The 24,478-nt window shown below is 67.6% G+C and carries 27 protein-coding genes; 20 read left to right on the forward strand and 7 right to left on the reverse strand.

Features of this window, described 5'->3' with window-relative positions; translation table 11 throughout:
* Window positions 1-108: 108 nt before the first annotated feature.
* Window positions 109-885, forward strand: a complete 777-nt coding sequence (locus ACFVVI_RS10380) for a MerR family transcriptional regulator (protein WP_387445010.1) — start codon at window positions 109-111, stop codon at window positions 883-885.
* Between the two features lie 9 nt (window positions 886-894).
* Here the strand turns inward: ACFVVI_RS10380 and ACFVVI_RS10385 are convergent, their stop codons facing one another.
* The 6 genes from ACFVVI_RS10385 to ACFVVI_RS10410 form a co-directional block, all read right to left on the reverse strand.
* Window positions 895-1,374, reverse strand: a complete 480-nt coding sequence (locus tag ACFVVI_RS10385) for a hypothetical protein (RefSeq protein WP_378991756.1) — start codon at window positions 1,372-1,374, stop codon at window positions 895-897.
* Between the two features lie 8 nt (window positions 1,375-1,382).
* On the reverse strand, window positions 1,383-1,793 hold the full coding sequence (locus tag ACFVVI_RS10390; protein WP_378630003.1) for an NUDIX domain-containing protein: 411 nt from the start codon (window positions 1,791-1,793) through the stop codon (window positions 1,383-1,385).
* 98 nt (window positions 1,794-1,891) lie between these two features.
* Entirely contained in the window at window positions 1,892-2,371 is a 480-nt protein-coding gene (locus ACFVVI_RS10395; RefSeq protein ID WP_378991755.1) for a carboxymuconolactone decarboxylase family protein, read from the reverse strand.
* Window positions 2,368-3,447 carry a dihydrodipicolinate reductase gene (locus tag ACFVVI_RS10400; RefSeq protein WP_378991753.1) on the reverse strand — a complete coding sequence of 360 codons (1,080 nt, stop codon included), beginning with the start codon at window positions 3,445-3,447 and terminating at the stop codon, window positions 2,368-2,370. Before ACFVVI_RS10400 ends, ACFVVI_RS10395 begins: the two co-directional genes overlap by 4 nt.
* A gap of 49 nt (window positions 3,448-3,496) precedes the next feature.
* Window positions 3,497-4,609 (reverse strand): winged helix DNA-binding domain-containing protein, encoded by a 1,113-nt coding sequence (locus tag ACFVVI_RS10405; RefSeq protein ID WP_387445011.1) that lies wholly within the window; start codon window positions 4,607-4,609, stop codon window positions 3,497-3,499.
* A 66-nt stretch (window positions 4,610-4,675) separates the two neighbouring features.
* Window positions 4,676-5,053, reverse strand: coding sequence for a BlaI/MecI/CopY family transcriptional regulator (locus ACFVVI_RS10410; RefSeq protein WP_378991750.1), 378 nt, complete (start codon window positions 5,051-5,053; stop codon window positions 4,676-4,678).
* Between the two features lie 215 nt (window positions 5,054-5,268).
* Here ACFVVI_RS10410 and rox point away from each other — a divergent pair, with 215 nt between their 5' ends.
* The 5 genes from rox to ACFVVI_RS10435 all read left to right on the forward strand — a co-directional run bounded on the left by rox (window position 5,269) and on the right by ACFVVI_RS10435 (window position 9,952).
* Complete coding sequence (rox, locus tag ACFVVI_RS10415) at window positions 5,269-6,708, forward strand: rifampin monooxygenase (protein WP_387445012.1); 1,440 nt, start codon at window positions 5,269-5,271, stop codon at window positions 6,706-6,708.
* A 105-nt stretch (window positions 6,709-6,813) separates the two neighbouring features.
* Window positions 6,814-7,704 carry an RNA polymerase sigma-70 factor gene (locus ACFVVI_RS10420; protein WP_387445013.1) on the forward strand — a complete coding sequence of 297 codons (891 nt, stop codon included), beginning with the start codon at window positions 6,814-6,816 and terminating at the stop codon, window positions 7,702-7,704.
* A gap of 91 nt (window positions 7,705-7,795) precedes the next feature.
* Entirely contained in the window at window positions 7,796-8,269 is a 474-nt protein-coding gene (locus tag ACFVVI_RS10425; protein ID WP_387445015.1) for a flavodoxin family protein, read from the forward strand.
* A 33-nt stretch (window positions 8,270-8,302) separates the two neighbouring features.
* Complete coding sequence (gene dinB / locus ACFVVI_RS10430; protein ID WP_387445016.1) at window positions 8,303-9,538, forward strand: DNA polymerase IV; 1,236 nt, start codon at window positions 8,303-8,305, stop codon at window positions 9,536-9,538.
* Window positions 9,539-9,598: 60 nt separating this feature from the next.
* Window positions 9,599-9,952, forward strand: a complete 354-nt coding sequence (locus tag ACFVVI_RS10435) for a PLD nuclease N-terminal domain-containing protein (protein WP_378652648.1) — start codon at window positions 9,599-9,601, stop codon at window positions 9,950-9,952.
* A gap of 31 nt (window positions 9,953-9,983) precedes the next feature.
* On the opposite strand, the gene ACFVVI_RS10440 is transcribed toward ACFVVI_RS10435, so the two are convergent.
* Window positions 9,984-11,063, reverse strand: coding sequence for a class 1 fructose-bisphosphatase (locus tag ACFVVI_RS10440; RefSeq protein ID WP_378991739.1), 1,080 nt, complete (start codon window positions 11,061-11,063; stop codon window positions 9,984-9,986).
* A gap of 126 nt (window positions 11,064-11,189) precedes the next feature.
* Here ACFVVI_RS10440 and ACFVVI_RS10445 point away from each other — a divergent pair, with 126 nt between their 5' ends.
* From ACFVVI_RS10445 to nuoK, 14 genes are all read left to right on the forward strand, one after another.
* Window positions 11,190-11,663 carry a MerR family transcriptional regulator gene (locus ACFVVI_RS10445; RefSeq protein WP_378991738.1) on the forward strand — a complete coding sequence of 158 codons (474 nt, stop codon included), beginning with the start codon at window positions 11,190-11,192 and terminating at the stop codon, window positions 11,661-11,663.
* A complete protein-coding gene (locus tag ACFVVI_RS10450; RefSeq protein WP_379315365.1) occupies window positions 11,660-12,007 on the forward strand; it encodes a thioredoxin family protein in 348 nt (115 codons plus the stop codon). The genes ACFVVI_RS10445 and ACFVVI_RS10450 overlap by 4 nt, the downstream gene beginning before the upstream one ends.
* A 69-nt stretch (window positions 12,008-12,076) precedes the next feature.
* Window positions 12,077-13,219 (forward strand): hypothetical protein, encoded by a 1,143-nt coding sequence (locus tag ACFVVI_RS10455; RefSeq protein ID WP_387445017.1) that lies wholly within the window; start codon window positions 12,077-12,079, stop codon window positions 13,217-13,219.
* A gap of 92 nt (window positions 13,220-13,311) precedes the next feature.
* A complete protein-coding gene (locus ACFVVI_RS10460; protein ID WP_378991733.1) occupies window positions 13,312-13,713 on the forward strand; it encodes a hypothetical protein in 402 nt (133 codons plus the stop codon).
* A 372-nt stretch (window positions 13,714-14,085) separates the two neighbouring features.
* Window positions 14,086-14,466 carry an NADH-quinone oxidoreductase subunit A gene (locus ACFVVI_RS10465; protein ID WP_056819816.1) on the forward strand — a complete coding sequence of 127 codons (381 nt, stop codon included), beginning with the start codon at window positions 14,086-14,088 and terminating at the stop codon, window positions 14,464-14,466.
* 10 nt (window positions 14,467-14,476) lie between these two features.
* On the forward strand, window positions 14,477-15,031 hold the full coding sequence (locus ACFVVI_RS10470; protein ID WP_019047013.1) for an NADH-quinone oxidoreductase subunit B family protein: 555 nt from the start codon (window positions 14,477-14,479) through the stop codon (window positions 15,029-15,031).
* The gene (locus ACFVVI_RS10475) at window positions 15,028-15,780 is read left to right on the forward strand and encodes an NADH-quinone oxidoreductase subunit C (protein ID WP_387445019.1); all 753 of its coding nucleotides are present in this window, start codon (window positions 15,028-15,030) and stop codon (window positions 15,778-15,780) included. The genes ACFVVI_RS10470 and ACFVVI_RS10475 overlap by 4 nt, the downstream gene beginning before the upstream one ends.
* A complete protein-coding gene (gene nuoD, locus ACFVVI_RS10480) occupies window positions 15,780-17,093 on the forward strand; it encodes an NADH dehydrogenase (quinone) subunit D (RefSeq protein ID WP_387445021.1) in 1,314 nt (437 codons plus the stop codon). The genes ACFVVI_RS10475 and nuoD overlap by 1 nt, the downstream gene beginning before the upstream one ends.
* A complete protein-coding gene (nuoE, locus tag ACFVVI_RS10485; protein WP_387445023.1) occupies window positions 17,090-17,806 on the forward strand; it encodes an NADH-quinone oxidoreductase subunit NuoE in 717 nt (238 codons plus the stop codon). Before nuoD ends, nuoE begins: the two co-directional genes overlap by 4 nt.
* A complete protein-coding gene (gene nuoF, locus ACFVVI_RS10490) occupies window positions 17,806-19,125 on the forward strand; it encodes an NADH-quinone oxidoreductase subunit NuoF (RefSeq protein ID WP_387445375.1) in 1,320 nt (439 codons plus the stop codon). The genes nuoE and nuoF overlap by 1 nt, the downstream gene beginning before the upstream one ends.
* Window positions 19,122-21,581 (forward strand): NADH-quinone oxidoreductase subunit G, encoded by a 2,460-nt coding sequence (locus tag ACFVVI_RS10495; RefSeq protein ID WP_387445024.1) that lies wholly within the window; start codon window positions 19,122-19,124, stop codon window positions 21,579-21,581. The genes nuoF and ACFVVI_RS10495 overlap by 4 nt, the downstream gene beginning before the upstream one ends.
* Window positions 21,574-23,364: an NADH-quinone oxidoreductase subunit NuoH gene (gene nuoH, locus ACFVVI_RS10500; protein WP_387445025.1), complete on the forward strand. Its 1,791-nt coding sequence runs from the start codon at window positions 21,574-21,576 to the stop codon at window positions 23,362-23,364. Before ACFVVI_RS10495 ends, nuoH begins: the two co-directional genes overlap by 8 nt.
* Complete coding sequence (locus tag ACFVVI_RS10505; RefSeq protein ID WP_387445026.1) at window positions 23,361-24,182, forward strand: NADH-quinone oxidoreductase subunit J; 822 nt, start codon at window positions 23,361-23,363, stop codon at window positions 24,180-24,182. Before nuoH ends, ACFVVI_RS10505 begins: the two co-directional genes overlap by 4 nt.
* Window positions 24,179-24,478 (forward strand): NADH-quinone oxidoreductase subunit NuoK, encoded by a 300-nt coding sequence (gene nuoK / locus ACFVVI_RS10510; protein ID WP_378991725.1) that lies wholly within the window; start codon window positions 24,179-24,181, stop codon window positions 24,476-24,478. The genes ACFVVI_RS10505 and nuoK overlap by 4 nt, the downstream gene beginning before the upstream one ends.

The following is a 24,478-nucleotide window of genomic DNA, read 5'->3' on the forward strand; positions in this document are numbered from 1 at the left end:
TCCGGGGTCGCGCCCAGCTGCTCGCGGCCCCGGATGCTTGACCTCGACGCACCATCAAGGTCAACTTTCTGAGTAGGACTACCTCGAACAAGGCGGACTGAGCAGATGATGAACGGCGTCACGATCGGCCAGGCCGCGGTTTTCGCCGGTGTCACGATCAAGACCGTGCGGCACTACGAGAAGAACGGTCTGCTCGACGAACCGGCCCGCGACAGCTCCGGCTACCGGCGCTACGGTTCGGCCGAACTGTTGCGGTTGGTGCAGGTCAGAACCCTCGCCGCCGCCGGAGTTCCGCTGGCCGAGATCGGATCGCTGCTCGACGCCGACGCCGACGCGTTCGCCACCGAGCTCGCCGACGTCGAACGGCGTCTCACCGAGCGGATCGAGGAACTGATCGTGCGCCGAGACACGCTGCACCGGCTGGCCGACGGCGACCGCACGCTGCTGCCCGACCGTGCGGTGGAGCTGCTCGCGCGCCTACCCGGCCTAGGCTTTCCCCCGGCGGAGGTGGCAGCGGCCAGGGAAGGGTGGGTGCTGGCCAGAGCGCTGGTCCCGGAGGGCTTCGACGATTACCTCACCAATGTCGAGAATGCCCTCGAAGACACCGAGTTCCTCGCCCTGAGCAGGCGCGCCTCGGAATCGGCCAGCTGGGATCCGGACGACCCGCGCGTCGAGGAAGTGGCTACCGCGCTGGCCGAGCACTATCTCGCCCACCCCGACCAGCTGAAGATCGTGACGGGCCTGCAAGCCCGCACAGACGCCGCGACACGCTACAAATTGATCCGCCACCACGGTGAAGAGCAGGAATCGGCCCCGGCTCGGCTCTCGGCCCTTGTCGAGGCGAAGCTGCGGGCCGCCGGCGTCTACATCCCCGGGTCTCGCTGACCCGCACGCTCAGATCTGCCGCACCCACGCGACGAAGAACAACCCGCCCGCCGCCACGAGAACCAGGGCGACCGGAATCGCCCACCACGACCGGTCACCGCCGAGGACAGTCCGCGTCACCCGCAGCTGTAACCGGCCGCACAGGGCGATCACCGCGACGAATGCCGGCGCGATCAACGCACCCGACACCGCGTGCACCAGCCACGCGCCCGCCAGCGTCGGCCCGCCCCACGAGGTCTGGTAACTGTCGGCGGCAACCAACGGATAGGCGAACCCACGCACCAGAACCAGCACGCTGAGCATCGCGAGGAACCAGCCGAGCAGCCCGACACCACCGGAGAGCACCGATTGGATCAGGCAGCGTCGCAGGGAAATGTCGTGGGCGCCGACAGGTTCGCGCAAGAGCAGTCGCGGCACCCGCAGCCGGGTCCGCACCCGGGTGAAGGCCAGTGGCAGTGCCAGCAGTTCGTAGAACGCCGACCGTGCCACCGCGCCGATCACCGCAGCGACCCGGCCGCCGCGAGGTCGTCGAACAACAACTGGTCGACCGGGGGAACCAGATCGCGGTCACCGAATCCGAACCAGGCCAGCGCCTCGATCTCGCTGCTTGCCGTGAGCACCCCGCGATAGTCGGCGGTGTAGCACGCCATCCGGACGACGGTGTCGTGCCCGTCGGCGATCGCGGCCTCATAGGTGCCGACGTGGGTGGCGCTCTCGGGCGTGAGCTCGACGGTCAGTTCTTCGGCGACCTCGCGGACCAAGGTCTGCAGGTCGGTCTCGACGCCTTCCCGTTTGCCGCCGGGGATGAAGAACACGTCCTTGCCGCGTGGGCGGGCACACAGGATGCGACCGTTCTCGATCAGCACCCAGGCCACCGTATCGATGAGCTGCTGTCTCGCAGGTTCCATCACGGCCCGCAGCTTAATCGGCGCGGGCGCGACGGTGTCGCCCAGTCCCTGGCGCCCGGCCGCCGGCGAGGCGGTGCTACCTCTGGCGCACCCGGCGCTCAGTGGCCGGGCAGCACGCACACGGTGTCCAGCCCGAGCACCCGGTTGAGGCGGCCGAACGCCAGCCAGGAACCGATGCTCATGCTCAGCTCCACCACCTCGGCCTGGGAGTACTCGGCGAACATCCTGGCCCAGAATTCGTCGTCGAGGCCGTGGTGGTCGGTGGCGTAGCGCTCGGCGTATTCGGCGGCGAGGCGGGTCCGTTCGTCGAACCGGTCGGTGTCACGCCAGTGGGTGACGGCATCGGGGAATTCCGCTTCGACCTTCTGTCCGTCGCGTTCGGTGCGCCAGTCCTGACAGAACAGGCAGCCGTTGATCTGGGCGATCCGCAACCGGGCCGCTTCGAATTCACGCAGGCCGAGGGTGGAGTGCTCGTAGACCGACAGCGAGAATGCCGCCGCGGCGACGCCGATGCCGGGCACCATCTCGCCCCATACGTAGCCGATGGGATCTTTGCCCTCGGGAATGTCGATGATCATCGTGGTGTCCTTCCGAGTTTGCCGACCGCGGCGCGCAGCGGCACATCGAGTGCGTCATAGAGACCGGGCGGCGCCTCGACCAGCCAGTCGATGGCATTGACCAAACGTCCCACCGCCGTGGCGTTTCCGCCCGCCGCGCGATTGCCGCCTTCATCGGTCGCTTCGACGCTGACCTCGATGCGTGGCGAACCCTCGATGATCACCCGGTGGGCACCGTCACCGTCGGGTGGTGTCGGCCAGTCCGGTGCGCAGCTGGGATGGATGCGGGTGACGTGCTCGATCACGATGCGCGCCTGCCCGTCGACGATGCCTTGTACCTCGAACCGCACCGCCCCCTGCGTGCCCGCGTCGAACGCCCCCATCTGGGTGGTCTGCACTGTCGCGTCGAGGGCGCGCCGGTCGACGGTTTCGCGGATCTCGTCGAGTTCGACACCCAATGCTCTGGCCATCAGCCGGATCTGGCCGCCCCACACCATCGTCGGCACGCTCGCCATCAGCATCGGCGGCTGGTAATCCATCGGCTGTCCCATCCCGACGAGGTAGCGCACCGAGTCGGGTTGGTCGTAAGTGGAGTAGTCGAAGATCTCCTGGCAGCGCACCACGTCGATGGTGGCGGCGAGCCCGCTGATCAACAGCGGCAGCACATCGTTGCCCCAGCCGGGATCCACCCCGGAGACGAACAGCGAACCACCGCCCGCGGCAATGGCTTCCAGCACCGGCTCGCGCATTTCGGCCGGTGCGTTGCGCGGATCGTAGAGGGCGTAGAGGGCCGGGGTGACCACGACGGCGCCGGCCCGGATCGCCCGCACGATGTCGGCGAGCGCGTCGTCGGGCCGGATGTCTCCGGACGCCGCGTACACCACCGCCTGGGGTCCGGTGGCGAGTAGCGCGTCGATGTCGTCGACGGCGGCCACCCCCAATTCGGTGTCGAGGCCTGCGAGCGTGCCCGCGTCTCGGCCGACTTTGTCGGGGTTGTGCACGAGCACCCCGGTGAGAACCAGCGCCGGATGGGCAGCCACGGCACGGATGGCCGCGCGGCCGACGTTTCCGGTGCCCCAGACGATCGTGGGGATCATCGAGCCACCGTAGCAAGCGCTTGGTTCGTCGTCTGGCGTATCCGAAATCTCAGCTCGCGCGGACGCCCAGCCCTGGTGTGCCGGTAGCCGCTGCCAGCCGGTTCACCGCTGCGGTCAGGGCGCGCTCGGGGAGCTCGCGCGCGTCGAACGTCGACACGACGACCGTGTCGTCGACCTGTTCCCACGTGCCCATGATGCGACCGTCGACCAGCACCAGCGGCGAGATCCAGCCCGCCGTCCTGCTCACCTTCGACCGGTGCTCGGCGGGCAGCAGCACGGTGTCGGCGGTACCGGGTCCCAGTACGTACTGGTCGAACGGACCGAGCAGATGGACACCGCCGTCGAGAGTCGCCGCGGCGAGATCGTCGGCGAACTCGCTCGGAATCCAGCCGATCCGTCCTTCGACGTCGACCTCGGTCAGCGCGTCACCCATCGCCGCGAACCACCCGCGCAGCACGGTTGTGCGCACGCTGTTGCGACTGAGCCACGCGTCGAAGACCGCCGGGGTCGCGGGACCGTACGCGCCGAGATAAGCGCGGATCAGCGCCGGTGCGGCGATTTCGGGTTCCGGGATGCCCTTCCACCCGGGAGTCAGGTCGCCCGGCGCGGTGAAGGTGACCTTGCTCCCGCGCGCGGGACCGTGGCACAGCGCGCCCTGCCAGGCCAACGGCTTGAGCACCGCACCCCAGCCGGAGCGCAACTGCTCACCGAGGTGGGCGAAGCCGGGTTCGGCGAGGACCGCCTCGACCAGTTCGTCCCGGGTCAGGACCTGACCGGCCAGGACTCCCGACACCACCTCCACCAGACCGGCCACCTGCGCCGGGGTCGCGCCGAACGTCTTCTGCCACGACGGTTTCTCCCACGTCCGCGCCGATCCGATCAGCGACAGCGCAGCCGCGGCCTGCTCGGGCACCATCGCGTGCAGCGTGCCGCGCATCGCCCAAGTCTTGATCAACGTGCCCGCGGCCAACGCCTCACCGACACCGAGGCCGTGGGAATCGGGACTGCGCACCGCCACAGCCATCTCCGCCGCCGACGCCACCTGCGCCTGCACCCCGGCCAACCGGGTCGCGACATCCTCGGCAGAACCCGCGGTCGGTGCCGCGACGAACTGGCGGCCCAGCCGCCAGGCGAACACCTGATCCCATCCGACACTCAGCATGCGTCCCGTCCCCGTGACCGATCCCATCGGTGTCCCATCAGATCAGATCACTCCGACACGATCGGGCTAACTCGCCTCGGTCCGCCGGGTGGCGACACGGCGCAACGCGGCTCGCAATCCCGCGAATTCGTCGTCGCTGATCCGGTCGACGAAATAGTTGAGGACGAGGTCGGATCGCCCGCCCACACCGAGCGCCTCGTGCATGAGCCGGGCGCTGTGTTCCTCGCGGGTCACCGTCGGCCAATACCGGTACGCGCGGCCCTCACGCTCGCGGGCCAGCCAGCCTTTGCGGTGCAGATTGTCCATCGTCGACATCACGGTGGTGTAGGCGATGTCGCGCTCGGTCGCCAACTCGTCGAACAGTTCGCGCACCGTGGTCGTGTCCACATCGCGGTCCCACAGCCGATCCATCAGCACTGCCTCGAGATCCCCGAAACCACGCACCGCCGACCGACTCCTTCACCTTGCCCGAACCGCTTCACAGTACCGGCACCGCCTCGGTGAGAGTCGCGAGCATGGCAAAGGCAAGGAGGGAAAACCACTCCTTGCCACCTCTAACATATAGCGCACCCCGGGGCTTGCGGCAAGACCCCGGTGATGCCGCACAATCTCTCGGCGAGCCCGCAACCTGCGGGAATCTTGTCGAAGGGGAGTAGTCGATGATCGACGTGATCGTGGTCGGCGGTGGACCGACCGGCATGATGCTGGCCGCCGAATTGAGGCTGCACGCGGTGCGGGTGGTCGTGCTGGAGAAGGACGCGGAGCCGACGAACATCGTCCGCTCGCTCGGCCTGCATGCGCGCAGTATCGAGATCATGGATCAGCGCGGCCTGCTCGACCGGTTCCTCGCGCTCGGACGCCGGCATCCGCTCGGCGGGTTCTTCGCCGGCATCCCCACACCGGCGCCCGAGCGACTCGACACCGCCCACCCCTATGTCCTGGCCATCCCGCAACCCCGCACCGATCAGCTGCTGAGCGAGCACGCCATCGAACTCGGTGCCGAGATCCGGCGCGGCACCGAAGTGGTCGGCGTGAGCCAGCGCGACGACGCGGTCACCGTCGAACTGGCCGACGGCACCCGGTTGCGTGCGCGCTATCTCGTCGGCTGCGACGGTGGCCGCAGCACCGTGCGCAGGCTGCTCGGTGTCGCGTTCCCCGGTGAGCCGAGCCGGGTCGAGACCCTGCTCGGCGAAATGGCATTGACCGCGTCACCGGAAACGATCACCGAGGTGATGACCGAAGTCCGCAAGACCCAGCTGCGATTCGGCGCGATGCCCCTGGCAGACGGGGTCTACCGCGTCCTCGCCCCCGCGGCCGGAGTCGCCGAGGACCGGGCTGTCGCGCCCACCCTCGAAGAAATGAAACAACAGCTCATCGCCACCGCGGGCACCGACTTCGGCGCGCACTCGCCGCGGTGGCTGTCGCGTTTCGGCGACGGCACCCGCCAAGCCGTGCACTACCGCGTCGGCCGCGTGTTGCTGGCAGGCGACGCCGCCCATATCCACCCGCCCACCGGCGGACAGGGCCTGAACCTGGGCGTGCAGGACGCGTTCAACCTCGGCTGGAAACTGGCCGCCGAGATCAACGGCTGGGCGCCGCCGGGCTTGCTCGACACCTACCAGACCGAACGCCACCCCGTGGCCGCCGACGTGCTCGACAACACCCGCGCCCAGATGGAGCTGATGTCGCTGGACGCGGGACCACAGGCAGTACGCAGGCTGGTATCTCAGCTGATGGAATTCGACGAGGTGAGCCGCTGTCTCACCGAGAAGATCATCGCCATCGCGATCCGTTACGACTTCGGCGAGGGCGACCCACTGCTCGGTCGGCGATTGCGCGATATCGCCTTGAAACGCGGTCGCCTCTACGCGCACATGCACGCGGGCCGTGGACTGCTGCTCGACCAGACCGGCCACCTCTGCGTGCGGGGATGGGCGGACCGGGTCGACCACATCGTCGATGTCAGCGACGAACTCGACGCCCCCGCGGTACTGCTTCGCCCTGACGGGCATGTGGCATGGGTCGGTCGAGAGCAGCAGGATCTCCTCGACCACCTGCCTGTCTGGTTCGGTCAGCGCGACAGCACCGCAGCATTGTGAGGTGTCGTCCACAGCATCGACGGGGATCGTCTGCGCGACAGCGTGGTTGCGCTGACTCGCTGTCGCCCGGAATCATCGGTGTATGAGGCGCGCAGGGGTGGCCCGATGACCGAGTCCGACACATTCGCCACATTCCGGCCACTGCTGTTCACGATCGCCTACGAAATCCTGGGCTGTGCCGCCGATGCCGAGGACGTGTTGCAGGACAGCTACCTTCGCTGGCGCGACGCGACGGAGGTGACGCATCCGCGCGCGTATCTGGTGCAGATCGTCACCCGTCAGGCGATCAATCATCTCCGCACGGTCCGGCGGCGCCGCGAGGATTACGTCGGCACCTGGCTGCCCGAACCGATCCGTACCGCGCCCGACGCGGGGCAGGATGTGTTGCTGGCCGAATCGGTGTCGATGGCGATGCTGCTCGTGCTGGAAACTCTCGGTCCCACCGAGCGCGCGGTGTTCGTGCTGTCGGAGGTGTTCGGACACAGCCATCGCGAGATCGCGCGGATGATCGACAAATCCGACACCGCCGTGCGGCAGATCGCCCACCGGGCCCGCGCGCATGTCGCGTCGCGGCGACGGCGCTTCCAACCGGACTCCGACACCAGCCGCGCGGTGATCGGCCGCTTCCTGCTGGCCGCCAACACCGGCGACGTCAGCGCCCTCATGGCGGTACTCGCGCCCGACGTCCTCCAGATCTCCGACGGCGGTGGCCGTGTGAGTGCCGCGCGCCGCCCGATCATCGGCGCCGAGCCCGTGGCGCGGTTCCTGATCGGGCTGACCCAGAACTCGATGGCGGGCGCGACAGTCGAATTCGGCAGTTTCAACGCGCAGCCCACGGTGATCGCCCGATCGAAGAACGGCGATCTGGATACCGTGCTGGTGGTCGAGCTGACCGACGACCTCGTCACCGGGCTCTACGCGGTCCGCAACCCCGACAAACTGCAGTCCATCGATGTCGTGCGCATTCTCGACATCGCCGCCGAACGCACGCTGTGACGGAGGGCATAGCACTTGGGTGTCACGCTGGGAACCTGAGCGGTGTCTCCGAGGGTGTCCAGCAACGCAGCGGAACGAAAGGACCATCCCCATGAAGGTCATCCTCGTGTGCAAGTCGGTGTCGCACGGCAACACCCAGCGCGTCGCCGAAACCATCGGCCAGGTGCTCGGCGGACGGGTCGTCGCCCCCGCCGACATCGATCCGGCCGGGCTCGCCGACTACGACCTCGTCGGCTTCGGCTCGGGCATCTACAACATGGCTTTCCATCCGGAACTGCGCCGGTTCATCGCCTCCCTGCCGGCCGGACACCAGGGCAAAGCGTTCGTGTTCCGCACCAGTGGATTCCCGGAACCGCCGTTTCGCCGCTACGTGACCACCTTGACCCGCGACATCGAGAAGAAGGGCTTCGACGTGGTCGACGCCTTCGACTGCCGGGGCTTCGACACCTGGCTGCCGCTGCGCCTGGTGGGCGGTATCCGCAAAGGCCACCCCGACGCCACCGACCTCACCGCCGCGCGCGAGTTCGCCGAAAACCTGCAGGCCAGGACTATCTCCACACCCTGAAAGGCCGAACTCGTCGGACCCCGATGCGAACATATGTTCGTGTCCGATTCCGCCGCCCCGCGTCGCCCGCGTATCCAGTCCCGCGCCGAGGCCTCGATCCTGCACGCCGACCTCGACTCGTTCTACGCCTCGGTCGAGCAGCGTGACCAGCCGTGGCTGCGTGGCAAACCGGTCATCGTGGGTGGCGGGGTGGTGTTGGCGGCCAGCTACGAGGCCAAGGCGTTCGGGATCCGCACGCCGATGAACGCGGGCCAGGCGCTGCGCCTGTGTCCGCACGCGATCGTGGTGCCGCCACGGATGTCGGCCTATGCCGAGGCAAGCAAAGCGGTGTTCGCGGTATTCCACGACACCACCCCGGTGGTGGAGGGGATCTCGATCGATGAGGCGTTCCTCGACGTCAGCGGGTTACGCCGGATCAGCGGCGAACCGATCGACATCGGGCACCGGCTGCGCGCGCAGGTGGCCGGCCGGGTGGGCCTGCCCATCTCCGTGGGCATCGCATGCAACAAATTCCTCGCCAAGGTCGCCTCCGCCGTCGCCAAACCCGACGGGTTACGCCTTGTCGAACCCGGCAAGGAGCTCGACTTCCTGCATCCACTGCCGGTGGAGCGATTATGGGGCGTCGGCAAAGTCACCTCGGCGACATTGCACGCCAACGGCATCACCCGCATCGGCCAGCTCGCCGAACTCGGCGAACCCCACCTGCGCGCCATCCTCGGCCCCGCCGCGGCCCGTCACCTGTTCGCCCTGTCCTTGGCTCGCGATCCACGCCGCGTGGAAACCGGCAAACGACGGCGCTCGATCGGCGCCCAACGCGCCCTCGGCCGCCGCCCACGTAACCCCGACGAGATCGCCGCCTACCTCGACGGCCTCACCGACCGCCTCGGCCGCCGCCTGCGCGCCGCCGACCGCGCCTGTCGAACGGTGGTGCTGCGCTTACGTTTCGACGATTTCACCCGCGCCACCCGATCGCACACTCTCGTCGAAGCCACCGATGCCTCCACCGCGATCCGCCACGCCGCCCGCCTGCTGCTGCACGCCGCTCAACCGCTGATCATCGAACGCGGCATCACCCTGATCGGCCTCTCGCTGACCAACCTCGACGACGCCGACACCATGCAACTCACCCTGCCGCTGGACGCGCGCGCCGAGAACACCCTCGACGCCACTCTCGACGACCTGCGGCGCCGCTTCGGTTCCACCGCCGTCACCCGCGCCGCACTCCTGCGCAGCGGCGAAGGCCTCTCGGTCCCGCTCCTGCCCGACTGACGTCGGTGGTCACCGACCACTACGGATCCACCGTGCGAGTGGGCGTGGAATAATCGCCGAATGCCTTACGCCGTCATCGGCTTTCTGACTCTCGCCCTGTGGGTGTATTGCCTGGTCGACATCATCACCAGCCCCGACGCGGGCATCCGGCACCTACCGAAGATGGGGTGGATCATCGTCGTCGTGCTGATCCCGACGATCGGTGCGCTGCTGTGGCTGTTCGCGGGCAGGCCGGTCGGCGAGTCAGGACCTGTCTCGAATACCCGGTTCGGTGAATACGATCGCCCCGGTCGCCGGGTCGCGTCGAATCCCGACGACGACGAGGCCTTCCTGCGCGGCTTGCGCGAGCGTGCCGAACAGCAACGTCGCGAGGCCCGCAGGCAACAGCAAGAACGCGACCAGGACCCGGCCTGATCGCCCGCGAAGCACTGTGCCGATCGCGCATCTACGTGCGCTGATCGTGTTTGGCGGGCCGGAACAAGGACCGCGTTCCGAACAGTGAACTGTCGAACCGCTTGCCCGCGTCCGGTTCCCGGTGATACCGCTCGATGCGCAGCACCTCGTTGCGGGAACCGAAGATGAACGGCACCCGCTGATGCACCTGGGCCGGGGGAACCTCCATCATGCGCTCGTGCCCGGTGGTGGCCGCTCCGCCCGCCTGCTCGACGATGAACGCGATCGGGTTCGCCCCGTACAGCAGCGAGACTCGGCCCGGCTGTGCGGGATTGCGCGTATCGCGCGGGTACAGATACAGCCCGCCCCTGGTCAGGATGTGGAAGGTATCGGCCACCAGTGACGCCACCCACCGCATATTGAAATCGCGCCCGCGTGGCCCTTCGACTCCCTCCAGGCACTCGAGCACATACCGGCGCACGGGCCGCTCCCAGAACCGCTCGTTCGCGGCATTGATCGCGAAACCCGACGTGTCCTCCGGGATTCGCATCTGCGGATGAGTCAGCACGAACGCACCGATCTCCCGATCGAGGGTGAACCCGTCGACGCCACTGCCCGTGGTGAGGACCAACATCGTGGCGGGCCCGTACAGGGTGAACCCCGCACAGACCTGCTCCACTCCTGGCTGCAGGAAGTCGGTGTCGGCAGGTTCGGCGTCGCCGGCGACCACCGCTTCCGGCGCCCGCAGAATGCTGAAAATCGAACCGACAGGCAGATTCACGTCGATATTGCTCGACCCGTCCAACGCGTCGTACGCCAGCAGGTACTTCCCCCGGCGCTGCGTCGCGGGCAGCACCGTCGCATGCTGCTCGGACAACAACCCGGACAGATGCCCCGACCACTGCGTCTGCCCCACCATGATCTCATCGGTCAACACATCGAGCCGCCCACTCACCGACGTCTCGTCCTCGACCCCCGACCCGATGATCGCCCCGCGAGTCACCTGATTGGCAATGATCTTCGCCGCCGTTGCCACCACATTCACCAGCGCGGAGAATTCCCCCGACGAACCGGGATGCCGATGCTCTTCCTCGATCGTGTACCGCGTCAGCGTTTTCGGTCCATTCGGCATTCGGTCACGACCCCCTGCGAAATCCGGTGCGTCCCTTGCCCTTTTCAGAATGGCTCACCGACCGCCGATAGGCAATGTGAACTCTCACTTGACCTTGCCCCTGGGGGCAGCGTTTACATTCGCTGCATGAGGATCGGAGAGCTCGCGCGGCTGGCTCAGCTCAGCCCCAAGGCCATCAGGCGGTACGAGGCACTCGGGCTGGTCGCACCCGAACGGCACCCCAACGGCTTCCGCGAATACGACGACCACACCGTCCGCCTGGTGCGCGAAATCCGATCCCTGAACCGTCTGGGCATCCCGGTAGAGGAGACTCGCCCATTTCTGGACTGCCTGGCAACCGGCAGCGAACACGTCGACGACTGTCCCGCCTCCCTGGCCGAATACCAGCGGACCATCGACGCACTGACCGCGGAAATCGACGCCCTCACCGCCCGCAGAGACGCCCTCACCGATCGCCTCCGCGAGGCCGCACACCGCCACAGCACCACCCGACGGCTTCCGTGGCCGACGGCCGTCTCCGTTCTGCAGCCCTCCGATGCGGCGACCCAGCAGGCCGAGCGAACACACGACATCCCCACCGAACAAGAGGAATCCCGATGACCCTGAGTTCTGCGATCGCCGGCACCGTCGCGGTGACCGATGAGACATTCGACCACGACGTGCTCGCCCACCCCGGCCTCGTTCTCGTGGACGTCTGGGCCACGTGGTGCCCTTCGTGCAAAATGATCGCCCCCGTGCTGGCCGACGTTGCCCGCGAACGTGCGGCCACACTCGCCGTTCGCACGCTCAATGCCGATGAGAACCCACTCACGGCCCGCACCTACCAGGTCATGGCCGCTCCGACGCTGCTGCTCTTCCGCGATGGCCAACTCCTGCGCACCCTCGTCGGCGCCCGCTCCAAGGCCCGGCTCCTCGCCGAGTTGGACGACGCAGTGCGTCACTGATCCCGAAACCTCCGCCCCCACACGAACACCCATCGATCGCTGTCGGTGGGCTGTGCCACGATCTCACGCGTGACCGAACCCTCCCACCTCCTCGCCGAGCATCGACTGGAACTGACGCTCGATTACGGCCAGTTCATCCTGCACGGAGGGGAGGGTGAGGAGGACGTAGAGCTCGCGCTGCTCGACGCCGCGCATGCAGACAGGCCCTCGGCAGGCGACGGACACACCGTGGTGGTGCTCAGCCCGCACCAGAACAACTTCGACATGCCGATGCACATACAGGTGTGGGATCGGCGACCGGCCGACGAGGGCGAGTGGCAGCAGGTCAGCGAAGCCCGGCTACACATCGGCGAGCACGGGCTGACCATCAGTTCACCCGTCGACGGCTGGGCCGACGCACCCGTGCCGCCCGGCGACTACCTTGCCGAGATCGCCGGAACGGGTTTCGCGAACTACGGCTGGCCTGGCGACACCACCCCCGGCGACCACTGGCGAATCCGGCTCTGGCCCGACGACGGCACCGCTCCTCGAACGGCCCGACAGTGGGACATGCCCGGCTACGGCATTCCCGCCAACAGCGCCGCACCACCGACCGAGCCTGCCCCGAATCTGCCCGAGCCCGAATCGGACCGGCAGCGAGAGCTCCGCACACAGGCCCAGGCCAGAGACCGCGAGGAATGGGGCGGCGACCCGATACCAGCCTTCGCCGGCAGCTATCACGGACGCGAACTCGCGGGCTACGACCGTGCGTTGGCCGAGTCGATAGCAGCCATGAGCGCCACGCGATTGCGTCGACTGGCCGAGTACTGCGCACAGCGCGCCTACGACCTCGCCGGTCTCAGCGATCGCGTCTGGGTGCGCCCCGTGTTGGACGCGCTCGCATCCGGCGCACCGCTGCCCGAACCCTTCCACGACATCGACGCCGCGTTCGCGCGACTGGACAAAGACCAGTACGGACCCGACGAGGCGAGCTTCCAGAGCAGCGTCGTGCGGGAAGTGGCGCAAGCCCCCAGGCCGACGCCGAACCCGTACGACCGCGGCAACATCAGTCGCCCCCACTTCGCCCTCAACACGGTTTTCCATGCGCGGCATACCGATCCGTTGCAGGGCGCGCTCTCCGCGATCACCGAAGCCGCGATCACCTTCGGCCCAGACGTCGAGAGCCTGTTCACCGGCATCCGCGGCGAGTTCGATCTACCTCCGCGGTCGTGAGCGCCGGGCCCGCTGTCATCGATACCACTGCGCGACTGGTCGATCCGGCGAACCTGCCACGGTGGCGCCACCCTCGGACGTACGATCCGAGCGTGGCCGAATCCCATGGTTCCACCCCTCTGCGTGTGCTGGTCTACAGCAACGATGCCGATACCCGCCAACAGGTGATCCTCGCGCTGGGCCGTAAGCCGCGCGCCGACCTACCGGAGCTCGAATTCTTCGAGGTCGCTACCGCGCCGGTGGTCATCGAGCAGATGGATGCCGGTGGGATCGATCTGGCGATCCTCGACGGTGAATCCGCCCCGACGGGTGGACTCGGTATCGCCAAACAGCTCAAAGACGAGATCGATCAGTGCCCGCCGGTGGTCGTGCTCACCGGCCGACCCGATGACGCCTGGTTGGCCAACTGGTCGCGCGCCGAGGCCGCCGTCTCCCACCCGATCGACGCCATGCAGCTCACCAACGCGGTCGCGGGCATCCTGCTCGCCCGCTGAACAGGACCATCCGGGCATCGTCCCGAACTGTCGGATAGTCCGCTTCGCACCTTTCTATCTATCACCACTGGTAACGCCAGTGGTTCGCTGCCGCATGCCCGGAGCCGATTACCCCCGTATCGCTCATGAATCGCGGTACCGATATCGATCAAACCCCACCCCGGAAACGTGCGGCGGACCCCCGAAACGGCGGTAGTCTGTGCTCTAGCTCACACGAGCACGGGCTCTTGTATAACGCTCCGCCATCGCTGCACAGCCTTGCGCGAGCCCCGGTTCGGCGGACAACGTTGTCGGCCCCGTCTCGCCGAAAGCTGCCGTCCGCGGCCGGGCCACACGGCTCGGCCTGCTCCAGCGAGGAGGGGAAGTGCAGTCGTGAACATCGAGGTGCCCGCACTCGTACTCGGCGCCATCGCCGCGGCGTTCGCGGTGTTCTCCGTCATCATGGCGTCGCTGATCGGCCCGAAACGCTACAACCGGGCCAAACTCGAACCCTATGAATGCGGCATCGAGCCGACCCCGCACGCCATCGCCGGCGGTCCGGGAAACGCAGCGGGACAGCGCTTTCCGGTGAAGTACTACCTCACGGCGATGCTGTTCATCATCTTCGACATCGAGATCGTGTTCCTGTACCCGTGGGCCGTGCATTTCGACACGCTCGGGCTGTTCGGTCTCGCCGCGATGGCGCTGTTCATCGTCAACGTGTCTGTCGCCTACGCCTACGAGTGGCGTCGCGGCGGCCTCAGCTGGGAATGAGTGGGAAATAATGGGTCTCGAAGAGAAACTGCCCAGCGGGTTCCTGCTGAGCACGGTCGAGGATTTCGCCGGCTACCTGCGTAAGGGCTCCGTCTGGCCCGCCACGTTCGGGTTGGCGTGCTGCGCGATCGAGATGATGGCCACCGGCGCCGGACGATTCGACATCGCCCGCTTCGGCATGGAAGCGTTCCGCGCCTCCCCACGCCAGGCCGACCTGATGATCGTGGCGGGCCGGGTGAGCCAGAAGATGGCGCCGGTGCTGCGCCAGGTCTACGACCAGATGACCGAACCGAAATGGGTGCTGGCCATGGGGGTCTGCGCGTCCTCGGGGGGCATGTTCAACAACTACGCCATCGTGCAGGGCGTCGACCACATCGTCCCGGTGGACATCTACCTGCCCGGCTGCCCGCCCCGCCCGGAGATGCTGCTCAACGCGATTCTGGCGCTGCACGCGAAAATCGCCGAGATGCCGATGGGCGTCAATCGCGAGGAAGCGATCCGCGCCGCCGAGCAGGCCGCACTGGCCAGCACGCCGACCATCCGGATGGAGGGCCTGCTGCGATGACATTCGACTCGCTCGACAACACCGACAACCCTGCGGGACAACCGGTTCCGGAGGAATCGCCCGCGCAGGCGCAACCCAAACCGCCACAGGACGAGGTGATCGGCACCCGGCGCGGCATGTTCGGCGTCAGCGGCACCGGTGACACCTCCGGCTACGGCGGCCTGGTCACCCCCGTCGCCCTGCCCGCGGGCACACCTCCCCCGTACGGCAGCTGGTTCGACGCCTTCGTCGGCACCTTGCGCGCCGCACTCGTGGGCCGGGTCATCGCCTTCGATACCGTGATCGAGAGGATCGTGGTCTTCCGCGACGAACTCACCCTGCACGTGAAGCGCGAACACCTCGTCGCGGTCGCGAGCGCGTTGCGCGATGACAGCACACTGCGATTCGAACTGTGCCTGGGTGTCAACGGCGTGCACTACCCCGACGACGACGGCCGCGAACTGCACGCGGTCTATCACCTGAAATCGATCACACACGGACGCCGTGTGCGGCTGGAAGTGTCCGCGCCCGATGCCGATCCGCACATTCCGTCGCTGTTCTCGGTCTATCCGACGACCGACTGGCACGAACGCGAAACCTACGACTTCTTCGGCATCCTCTTCGACGGTCACCCCTCCCTGACCCGCATCACCATGCCCGACGACTGGCGCGGGCATCCGCAGCGCAAGGACTACCCGCTCGGCGGGATCCCGGTGGAGTACAAGGGCGCGCGCATACCACCGCCCGACGAGCGGAGGACCTACAGCTGATGACCGACACCGACTTCCGCCGCGACGAACCACCGGTAGTGACCGTCGCAGGCCAGGACTGGGACCAGGTCAGCGAAGTGATCGACGGCGGCGCCGAAGAACGCATCGTGGTGAACATGGGCCCGCAGCATCCGTCCACGCACGGGGTGCTGCGCCTGATCCTCGAAATCGAAGGCGAAACCGTCACCGAGGCCCGCTGCGGCATCGGCTACCTGCACACCGGCATCGAGAAGAACCTGGAATTCCGCAACTGGACCCAGGGCGTCACCTTCGTCACCCGCATGGACTACCTGTCCCCGTTCTTCAACGAAACCGCCTACTGCCTCGGCGTGGAGAAACTCCTCGACATCACCGACCAGATCCCCGAACGCGCCACCGTGGTGCGCGTGCTGCTGATGGAGCTCAACCGCATCTCCTCGCATCTGGTCGCCCTCGCGACCGGCGGCATGGAACTGGGCGCGCTCACCCCGATGCTGTTCGGTTTCCGTGAACGCGAACTCATCCTCGACGTCTTCGAGAACATCACCGGCTTGCGGATGAACCATGCCTACATCCGTCCCGGCGGCTTGGCGCAGGATCTGCCCGCCGACGGCGTCACCAAGGTCAGGGAACTGCTCGACCTGCTGCCCGGACGCCTGCGCGACATGGAGCACCTGCTCAGCGCGAACCCGATCTGGAAGAAGCGCACCCAGGACATCGGCTACCTCGATCTCACCGGCTGCATGGCCCTCGGCATCAGCGGGCCGGTCCTTCGCGCCACGGGCCTGCCGCACGATCTGCGCAAATCAGATCCGTACTGCGGGTACGAGAACTACGAATTCGACATCCCGACGACCACCGGCTGTGACTGCTACGGCCGCTACATCATCCGGATCGCCGAGATGACCGAGTCGATCAAGATCGTCGAACAGTGCCTGGACAAACTGCGCCCGGGACCGGTGATGATCGACGACAAGAAGATCGCCTGGCCCGCCGACCTGGAACTGGGCCCCGACGGTCTGGGCAACTCACCCAAGCACATCGGCAAGATCATGGGCACCTCCATGGAATCGCTGATCCACCACTTCAAGCTCGTCACCGAGGGCATCAGAGTGCCTGCGGGACAGGTGTATTCGGCAGTGGAATCCCCCCGCGGGGAACTGGGTGTGCACATGGTCAGCGACGGCAGCACCCAGCCCTACCGGGTGCACTACCGCGACCCCTCGTTCACCAACCTGCAAGCGGTGGCCGCGATGTGCGAGGGCGGCATGGTCGCCGACGTGATCGCCTCGGTCGCCAGCATCGACCCGGTCATGGGCGGAGTGGACAGATGACAATCGACAACCCCACCAGCACACCGATTCTCCTGAGCCTGAGCACTCGTCCCGAACCGTATCCGCCGCATGTGCGCGAACGTCTCGAACTGGACGCCAAAGAGATCATCACCCGCTACCCGCACCCCCGCTCGGCCCTGCTCCCCCTGCTGCACCTGGTGCAGGCAGAAGAGGGGTACGTGACGGGCACCGGCATCGACTTCTGCGCCGATCACCTGAACCTCACCGGCGCCGAGGTGACCGCGGTCGCCACGTTCTACTCGATGTACCGGCGCACCCCCACCGGCGACTACCACGTCGGGGTCTGCACCAACACCCTCTGCGCGATCCTCGGCGGCGACGCCATCTACGAAGCACTGCAACAACATCTGGCCGTCGAGCACGGCGAAACCACACCCGACGGGGCCATCACCCTCGAACACATCGAATGCAACGCCGCCTGCGACTACGCCCCGGTCATGATGGTGAACTGGGAATTCTTCGACAACCAGACTCCCGAATCGGCAGTCGCGATCACCGACGCCCTCCGAGCGGGCCACCAGGTCCGCCCCACCCGTGGCGCACCACTGTGCACGTTCCGCGAGACCGCCCGCATCCTCGCCGGATTCCCCGACGAGCGTCCCGGCGCGCTCGAAGGAACACCGGGCGCCCCTACCTTGGCAGGGCTCGACATCGCTGCCGCAGAAGAGGACTCGGCAGGGGGTTCGCGATGATGACCCTCACCCCGGTACTCAGCGAACACTGGGCCACCCCGCGGTCCTGGACCCTGGAAAGCTATCGCGCGACCGGTGGCTACGACGGCCTCCGCGCCGCATTGCGCAAGACGCCCGACGAGGTGATCCACACCGTCAAGGACGCGGGTCTGCGCGGTCGTGGTGGCGCGGGCTTTCCCACCGGGATGAAGTGGTCGTTCATCCCGCAGGGTCCCGGCCCCGACGGCACCACGAAACCGCACTACCTCGTCGTCAACGCCGACGAGTCCGAACCCGGCACCTGCAAAGACATCCCGTTGATGCTGGCCACCCCGCACACCCTCATCGAAGGCATCGTGATCGCCGCCTACGCGATCCGGGCCGCGACCGCGTTCATCTACGTGCGCGGCGAAGTGGTGCCGGTACTGCGCCGACTGCAAGCCGCCGTCGCCGAGGCCTACGCGGCCGGCCTGCTCGGCCACGACATCCTGGGCTCGGGATTCGACCTGGACCTGATCGTGCACGCCGGCGCGGGCGCCTACATCTGCGGCGAGGAAACCGCACTGCTCGATTCCCTCGAAGGCAGGCGCGGACAGCCCCGTCTGCGCCCACCGTTCCCCGCCGTCGCGGGCCTGTACGCGTGCCCGACGGTCGTGAACAATGTGGAATCCATTGCCAGCGTGCCCGCGATCCTGCGCAACGGCACCGAGTGGTTCCGCTCGATGGGCACCGAGAAGTCACCCGGCTTCACCCTGTACTCCCTGTCGGGGCATGTGGCCCGACCCGGCCAGTACGAGGCCCCACTGGGCATCACCTTGCGCGAGCTGCTCGACTACGCGGGCGGTGTGCGAACCGGGCACACCCTCAAGTTCTGGACCCCCGGCGGTTCCTCGACCCCGATGTTCACCGACGAACACCTCGACGTCGCCCTCGACTACGAAGGTGTCGCCGCCGCCGGATCCATGCTGGGCACCAAGGCCTTACAGATCTTCGACGACACCACCTGCGTGGTGCGCGCGGTCCTGCGCTGGACCGAGTTCTACGCCCACGAATCCTGCGGCAAATGCACACCGTGCCGCGAAGGCACCTACTGGCTGGTGCAGTTGCTGCGCCGACTCGAAGCCGGCGACGGAACCGAAGCCGACCTGGACAAGCTCGCCGACATCGCCGACAACATCAACGGCAAATCGTTCTGCGCGCTCGGTGACGGCGCGGCCAGCCCGATCTTCTCCTCGCTGAAGTACTTCCGCGACGAATACCTCGCGCATCAGCGACTCGGCGGCTGCCCGTTCGACCCGGCCGCCTCGACCGTGTGGGCACCAGCGAAAGAGGACCGATGACAGCCATCGCGCCAGGCAACAGCAGCGATGTGGTGCCCGCCGACATGGTGAGCGTCACCATCGACGACACCACGATCGAAGTTCCCGTGGGCACCTTGCTGATCCGTGCCGCCGAACTGATCGGCGTGCAGATCCCTCGCTTCTGCGATCACCCCCTGCTCGACCCGGTCGGCGCGTGCCGTCAGTGCCTCGTCGAGGTCGAAGGGCAGCGAAAGCCGGTGGCCTCCTGCACGATCCCGGTCACCGACGGCATGATCGTGCGCACCCAGGTCAGCTCCCCGGTCGCCGAAAAAGCCCAGCGCGGGGTGATGGAGCTGCTGCTCATCAACCATCCGCTGGACTGCCCGGTGTGCGACAAGGGCGGCGAGTGCCCGCTACAGAACCAGGCGATGTCCACCGGCAGCGCCGAGTCCCGATTCGACGGCGAGAAGCGGACGTATCCGAAGCCGATCCCGCTGTCCACGGCGGTGCTGCTCGATCGGGAGCGGTGCGTGCTGTGCGCACGCTGTACCCGGTTCTCCCAGCAGGTCGCCGGCGACCCGTTCATCGAACTGATGGATCGTGGTGCGCTGCAACAGGTCGGCATCGCTCGAGCCGAACCCCTCGACTCCTACTTCTCCGGCAACACCGTCCAGATCTGTCCCGTAGGCGCTCTCACCGGTACCTCCTACCGTTTCCGGGCCCGCCCGTTCGACCTGGTCTCCACCCCGAGCGTGTGCGAGCACTGCGCCTCCGGATGCGCACAACGCACCGATCACCGCCGCGGAAAAGTGTTGCGCCGCTTGGCCGGTGACGACCCGCAGGTCAACGAAGAATGGAACTGCGACAAGGGACGCTGGGCCTTCGCCTACGCCACCGAGCGCGACCGCCTCACCACGCCGATGGTGCGCGGCTGGGACGGCGTCCTCGCCGCGGCCTCCTGGCCCGAAGCTCTCGCCGCCGCCGGAGCGGGCCTGAGCGCGGCGATCGGCAATGCCGGAGTGCTCGTCGGCGGCCGCGTCACCGAGGAAGAAGCGTACGCGTACAGCAAGTTCGCGCGCATGGTCCTCGCGACCAACGACATCGATTTCCGCAGCCGGGTGCATTCGGAGGAGGAAGAACGATTCCTTGCCGCCCGCATCGCCGGACGTGGTGTGCGGGTCGACTTCGCCGCGCTCGACCGAGCCCCCATCGTGCTGCTGGTCGGCTTCGAACCGGAAGAGGAATCGCCCATCGTCTACCTGCGGCTGCGCAAGGCCGCACGGACCCGCGGGCAACGGGTGGTGTCGCTGGCACCGTTCGCCTCCCGCGGCCTCGAACGTATGTCGGGCGCGCTCATCCAAACCCCGCCATGCGGGGAAGCCGACGTGATCACCTCGATCATGGCCGAAACGTCCACCGACGCCGCCGAACTCATGACGATGCTGAACACGCCCGGCGCGGTCATCATGGCGGGCGAGCGGCTCGCGGGCAGCCCCGGCGCGCTGTCGGCGGTGACCCGCCTGGCCGATGCCACCGGCGCGGCACTGGCGTGGGTGCCCCGTCGTGCGGGCGAACGCGGCGCGCTGGAAGCCGGTGCCCTGCCCAGCCTGTTGCCCGGCGGCAGGCCCGTCGTGGATCCTTCGGCGCGTCAACAGGTCCGGCATCGGTGGCAGGCCGGTGAACTCCCCGTCACCGTCGGCCGCGACGCCAACGCGATCCTGGCCGGCGCCGCCCAGCTGGGTGCGCTGGTCATCGGCGGCGTCGACCCGGCCGACCTGCCCGACCCGGCCGCCGCCCTGGCCGCGATCGACGCGGCCCGGTTCGTCGTCAGCCTCGAAATGCGGCACAGCGCCGTCACCGAACGCGCCGACGTCGTGTTCCCGGTGGCGACCGCGATGGAGAAGTCCGGCACCTTCCGCACCTGGGAAGGCCGCCCGCGCCCCTTCGCCGCGGCCTCGCTCGACACCACCCGCCGCGTCGCCGCTCCCCTGTCGGACCTGCGGGTGCTCAACTCGCTGGCCGCGCAGATGGGCGTCCCGATCAACCTGCCCGACCCCGCCGCCGCCCGCACTGAACTCGACGGGCTCGGCGCCTGGAACGGTGAGCCCATCCCCGCTCCGGAGCTGACCAGCCAGACCCGACCCGTGCCCGGGCCAGGAACGGCGGTGCTCGCCGGATGGCGGATGCTGCTCGACGCCGGCCGCATGCAAGACGGTGAACCCAATCTCGCCGGTGTCGCCCGCCCGCCGGTCGCACGGCTCTCGGCCGCGACCGCCGCCGAGATCGAAGCCGACGATGCCGATCACGTCATCGTCTCCACCGACCGCGGCGAGATCTCGGTGCCGTTGATGATCACGGACCTGCCCGACCGGGTGGTGTGGCTGCCGCTGCACTCACCCGGTTCGACGGTCGCCGCCGAACTCGGTGTGACACCCGGCGCCGTGGTGCGCCTGCGTCGCGCCGACGACAGGATGAAGGAACACCGTCATGAGTGATCGAGTCCTACTCCTCGCGGCCGACGCCGGACCTGTCTTCGGCACCGATCCGCTGTGGCTGGTGGTCGTCAAGGCACTCGGCGTGTTCATCTACCTGATGCTGGTGCCGTTGATCGCGGTCTACGCCGAACGCAAAGTCGTCGCGTGGATGCAGATGCGGATCGGGCCCAACCGGATCGGCCCCGGCGGCATGCTCCAGTCGATCGCCGACGGCGTGAAGATGGCGCTCAAGGAAGACATCATCCCGGCGATCGTGGACAAGCCGATCTTCGTGCTCGCCCCGATCATCTCGGTGATCCCGGCGTTCATGGCCTTCGCGGTGATCCCGATGGGCCCGGAGGTCTCGATCTTCGGCACCCACACCGCGTTGCAGCTCACCGACATGCCCGTCGCGGTGCTCTACATCCTCGCCATCACCTCCATCGGCGTGTACGGCATCGTGCTCGCCGGCTGGTCCTCGGGTTCGACCTATCCGCTGCTCGGCGGCCTGCGCTCGACCGCGCAGGTCATCTCCTACGAGATCGCGATGGCGCTGACCTTCGCCACGGTGTTCCTGCTGTCGGGCACCATGGCGACCTCCGAGATCGTGAGCGCACAGGAGGGCACCTGGTATGTGTTCCTGCTGCTGCCCTCGTTCCTCATCTACTGCGTGTCGATGGTCGGCGAGACCAACCGGGCGCCCTTCGACCTGCCCGAAGCCGAAGGTGAACTGGTCGGCGGTTTCCACACCGAGTACTCGTCGCTGAAGTTCGCGATGTTCATGCTCGCCGAATACGTGAACATGGCCACGGTGTCCGCCCTGGCGACGACGCTGTTCCTCGGCGGCTGGCGGGCGCCGTTCCCGATCAGCCTGTGGGCGGGCGCGAACTCCGGATGGTGGCCGCTGCTGTGGTTCACCCTCAAGGTGTGGACGTTCCTGTTCGTGTTCGTCTGGCTGCGCGGCACGCTGCCCCGCCTGCGCTACGACCAGTTCATGAACCTCGGCTGGAAACTGCTCATCCCGACCTCGCTGGTGTGGTTGATGGTCGTGGCCGCCGCACGGGTGCTCGATCTCGAGGGCATCCCCGGACAGAACTTCATCCTGGTCGGCGTGGGGCTGGTGATCACCGCGGCCATGATCGCGATGTTCCTGCGCGCAGGCCGCAGTAAGGGGCTACCGCCATTGCCGCCGCAGGAGCCCTCGACCTCGGCGGTGTTCCTGGGTTTCCCGGTGCCGCCGATGCCGACACGCTCCGCGAACGACCAGCCCGAGTTCGGGTTGTTCGACCCGCTCGCCGGGTTCGCGGTCACCGCGGCCACGATGTTCAAGAAGCCCAATACCGAGTCCTACCCCGAGCAGAAGGTGCCGACCGCGCCGCGCTATCACGGCCGCCACCAGCTCAACCGCTACGACGACGGACTCGAGAAGTGCATCGGCTGCGAACTGTGCGCGTGGGCGTGCCCAGCCGACGCCATCTTCGTCGAAGGCGCCGACAACACCGAGGAGCAACGTTTCTCCCCGGGTGAGCGGTACGGCCGCGTCTACCAGATCAACTACCTGCGCTGCATCGGCTGCGGCCTGTGCATCGAGGCCTGCCCGACGCGCGCGCTGACGATGACCAACGAATACGAACTCACCGACGACAACCGCGCCGACCTCATCTACGAGAAGGACCAGCTGCTGGCCCCCATGCAACCGGGCATGACCCCCGCGCCGCACCCGATGGCACCGGGCACCGACGCGGCCGACTACTACCTCGGCCGGGTCGGTCCCGCACCGTCTGAGCAGGAGGTACTGCGATGAGCACCGCACACGTGCTGGCCGCCGAAGTCGCCCGCACCTCCACCGGTGAGGGTGTGCTGTTCTGGGTGCTCGCCCCGATCGCGGTGCTCGGCGCCCTCGGCATGGTGACCGCGGCCAAGGCCGTGCATTCGGCGATGTGCCTGGCCGCCACCATGATCGCGCTCGCCGTGTTCTACATCGCGCAGGGTGCGCTGTTCCTCGGCGTCGTGCAGATCGTGGTGTACACGGGCGCGGTGATGATGCTGTTCCTGTTCGTGTTGATGCTCGTCGGCGTCGACTCCGCGGAATCGCTGCGGGAGACGTTGCGCGGTCAGCGCATCGCCGCCGCGGTCGTCGGACTCGGATTCGGGTTGCTGTTCATCGGCGGCATCGGCGCGGCCCTGCGCGACAGCGGAACCAGCTTCCCCGGCCGTGGTTTCGGCGACCGCGACGTGATCGCCGAACTCGCCGAGTTGATCTTCCTGCGCTATGTGTGGGCGTTCGAACTCACCGGCGCACTGCTGATCACCGCCACGATCGGTGCGATGGTGCTGGCCCACCGCGAACAGTTCACCCCGAAACGCGGACAGCGGGAAATGTCGCGCGATCGCTTCCGCACTGCCGGCGAACGGGCCACCCCGCTGCCGACACCGGGTGTCTACGCACGGCACAACGCCGTCGACAGCCCCGCCCAGCTTCCCGACGGCTCCTTCGCCGAACTCTCGGTGAGCACGATCCTGCGTCACCGCCGCAACCGCGCCCACACCGAAGCCGCTGTGCTCTCGGTCGGCACGGTCCGCGACGACAATCCGACGGCCGACGAGGAAGGCAAGCGGTGAACCCCCAGAACTACCTGTTCCTGTCTGCGCTGCTGTTCACCATCGGCGCCGCGGGAGTGTTGTTGCGCCGCAACGCGATCGTGGTGTTCATGTGCGTGGAGCTGATGCTCAACGCGGTGAATCTGGCGTTCGTGACCTTCGCCCGGATGCACGGCAACCTCGACGGTCAGGTGATCGCGTTCTTCACCATGGTGGTCGCCGCCGCCGAGGTCGTCGTCGGCCTGGCCATCATCATGACGATCTTCCGCGCCCGCCGGTCGACCTCGGTCGACGACGCCAACCTGCTGAAGTTCTGA

Origin of the sequence: Nocardia sp. NPDC058114, assembly GCF_042884695.1 — a bacterium.
In the GTDB taxonomy this organism is placed as follows: domain Bacteria; phylum Actinomycetota; class Actinomycetes; order Mycobacteriales; family Mycobacteriaceae; genus Nocardia.

Excerpts from the sequence above, each read along its gene's own strand:
- ACFVVI_RS10380 (WP_387445010.1), top strand. The coding sequence starts at position 109 with ATGAACGGCGTCACGATCGGCCAGGCCGCGGTTTTCGCCGGTGTCACG.
- ACFVVI_RS10390 (WP_378630003.1), bottom strand. The coding sequence starts at position 1,793 with ATGGAACCTGCGAGACAGCAGCTCATCGATACGGTGGCCTGGGTGCTG.
- ACFVVI_RS10395 (WP_378991755.1), bottom strand. The coding sequence starts at position 2,371 with ATGATCATCGACATTCCCGAGGGCAAAGATCCCATCGGCTACGTATGG.
- ACFVVI_RS10400 (WP_378991753.1), bottom strand. The coding sequence starts at position 3,447 with ATGATCCCCACGATCGTCTGGGGCACCGGAAACGTCGGCCGCGCGGCC.
- ACFVVI_RS10405 (WP_387445011.1), bottom strand. The coding sequence starts at position 4,609 with ATGCTGAGTGTCGGATGGGATCAGGTGTTCGCCTGGCGGCTGGGCCGC.
- rox (WP_387445012.1), top strand. The coding sequence starts at position 5,269 with ATGATCGACGTGATCGTGGTCGGCGGTGGACCGACCGGCATGATGCTG.
- ACFVVI_RS10420 (WP_387445013.1), top strand. The coding sequence starts at position 6,814 with ATGACCGAGTCCGACACATTCGCCACATTCCGGCCACTGCTGTTCACG.
- ACFVVI_RS10425 (WP_387445015.1), top strand. The coding sequence starts at position 7,796 with ATGAAGGTCATCCTCGTGTGCAAGTCGGTGTCGCACGGCAACACCCAG.
- dinB (WP_387445016.1), top strand. The coding sequence starts at position 8,303 with ATGTTCGTGTCCGATTCCGCCGCCCCGCGTCGCCCGCGTATCCAGTCC.
- ACFVVI_RS10435 (WP_378652648.1), top strand. The coding sequence starts at position 9,599 with ATGCCTTACGCCGTCATCGGCTTTCTGACTCTCGCCCTGTGGGTGTAT.
- ACFVVI_RS10440 (WP_378991739.1), bottom strand. The coding sequence starts at position 11,063 with ATGCCGAATGGACCGAAAACGCTGACGCGGTACACGATCGAGGAAGAG.
- ACFVVI_RS10445 (WP_378991738.1), top strand. The coding sequence starts at position 11,190 with ATGAGGATCGGAGAGCTCGCGCGGCTGGCTCAGCTCAGCCCCAAGGCC.
- ACFVVI_RS10450 (WP_379315365.1), top strand. The coding sequence starts at position 11,660 with ATGACCCTGAGTTCTGCGATCGCCGGCACCGTCGCGGTGACCGATGAG.
- ACFVVI_RS10470 (WP_019047013.1), top strand. The coding sequence starts at position 14,477 with ATGGGTCTCGAAGAGAAACTGCCCAGCGGGTTCCTGCTGAGCACGGTC.
- ACFVVI_RS10475 (WP_387445019.1), top strand. The coding sequence starts at position 15,028 with ATGACATTCGACTCGCTCGACAACACCGACAACCCTGCGGGACAACCG.
- nuoD (WP_387445021.1), top strand. The coding sequence starts at position 15,780 with ATGACCGACACCGACTTCCGCCGCGACGAACCACCGGTAGTGACCGTC.
- nuoE (WP_387445023.1), top strand. The coding sequence starts at position 17,090 with ATGACAATCGACAACCCCACCAGCACACCGATTCTCCTGAGCCTGAGC.
- nuoF (WP_387445375.1), top strand. The coding sequence starts at position 17,806 with ATGACCCTCACCCCGGTACTCAGCGAACACTGGGCCACCCCGCGGTCC.
- ACFVVI_RS10495 (WP_387445024.1), top strand. The coding sequence starts at position 19,122 with ATGACAGCCATCGCGCCAGGCAACAGCAGCGATGTGGTGCCCGCCGAC.
- nuoH (WP_387445025.1), top strand. The coding sequence starts at position 21,574 with ATGAGTGATCGAGTCCTACTCCTCGCGGCCGACGCCGGACCTGTCTTC.
- ACFVVI_RS10505 (WP_387445026.1), top strand. The coding sequence starts at position 23,361 with ATGAGCACCGCACACGTGCTGGCCGCCGAAGTCGCCCGCACCTCCACC.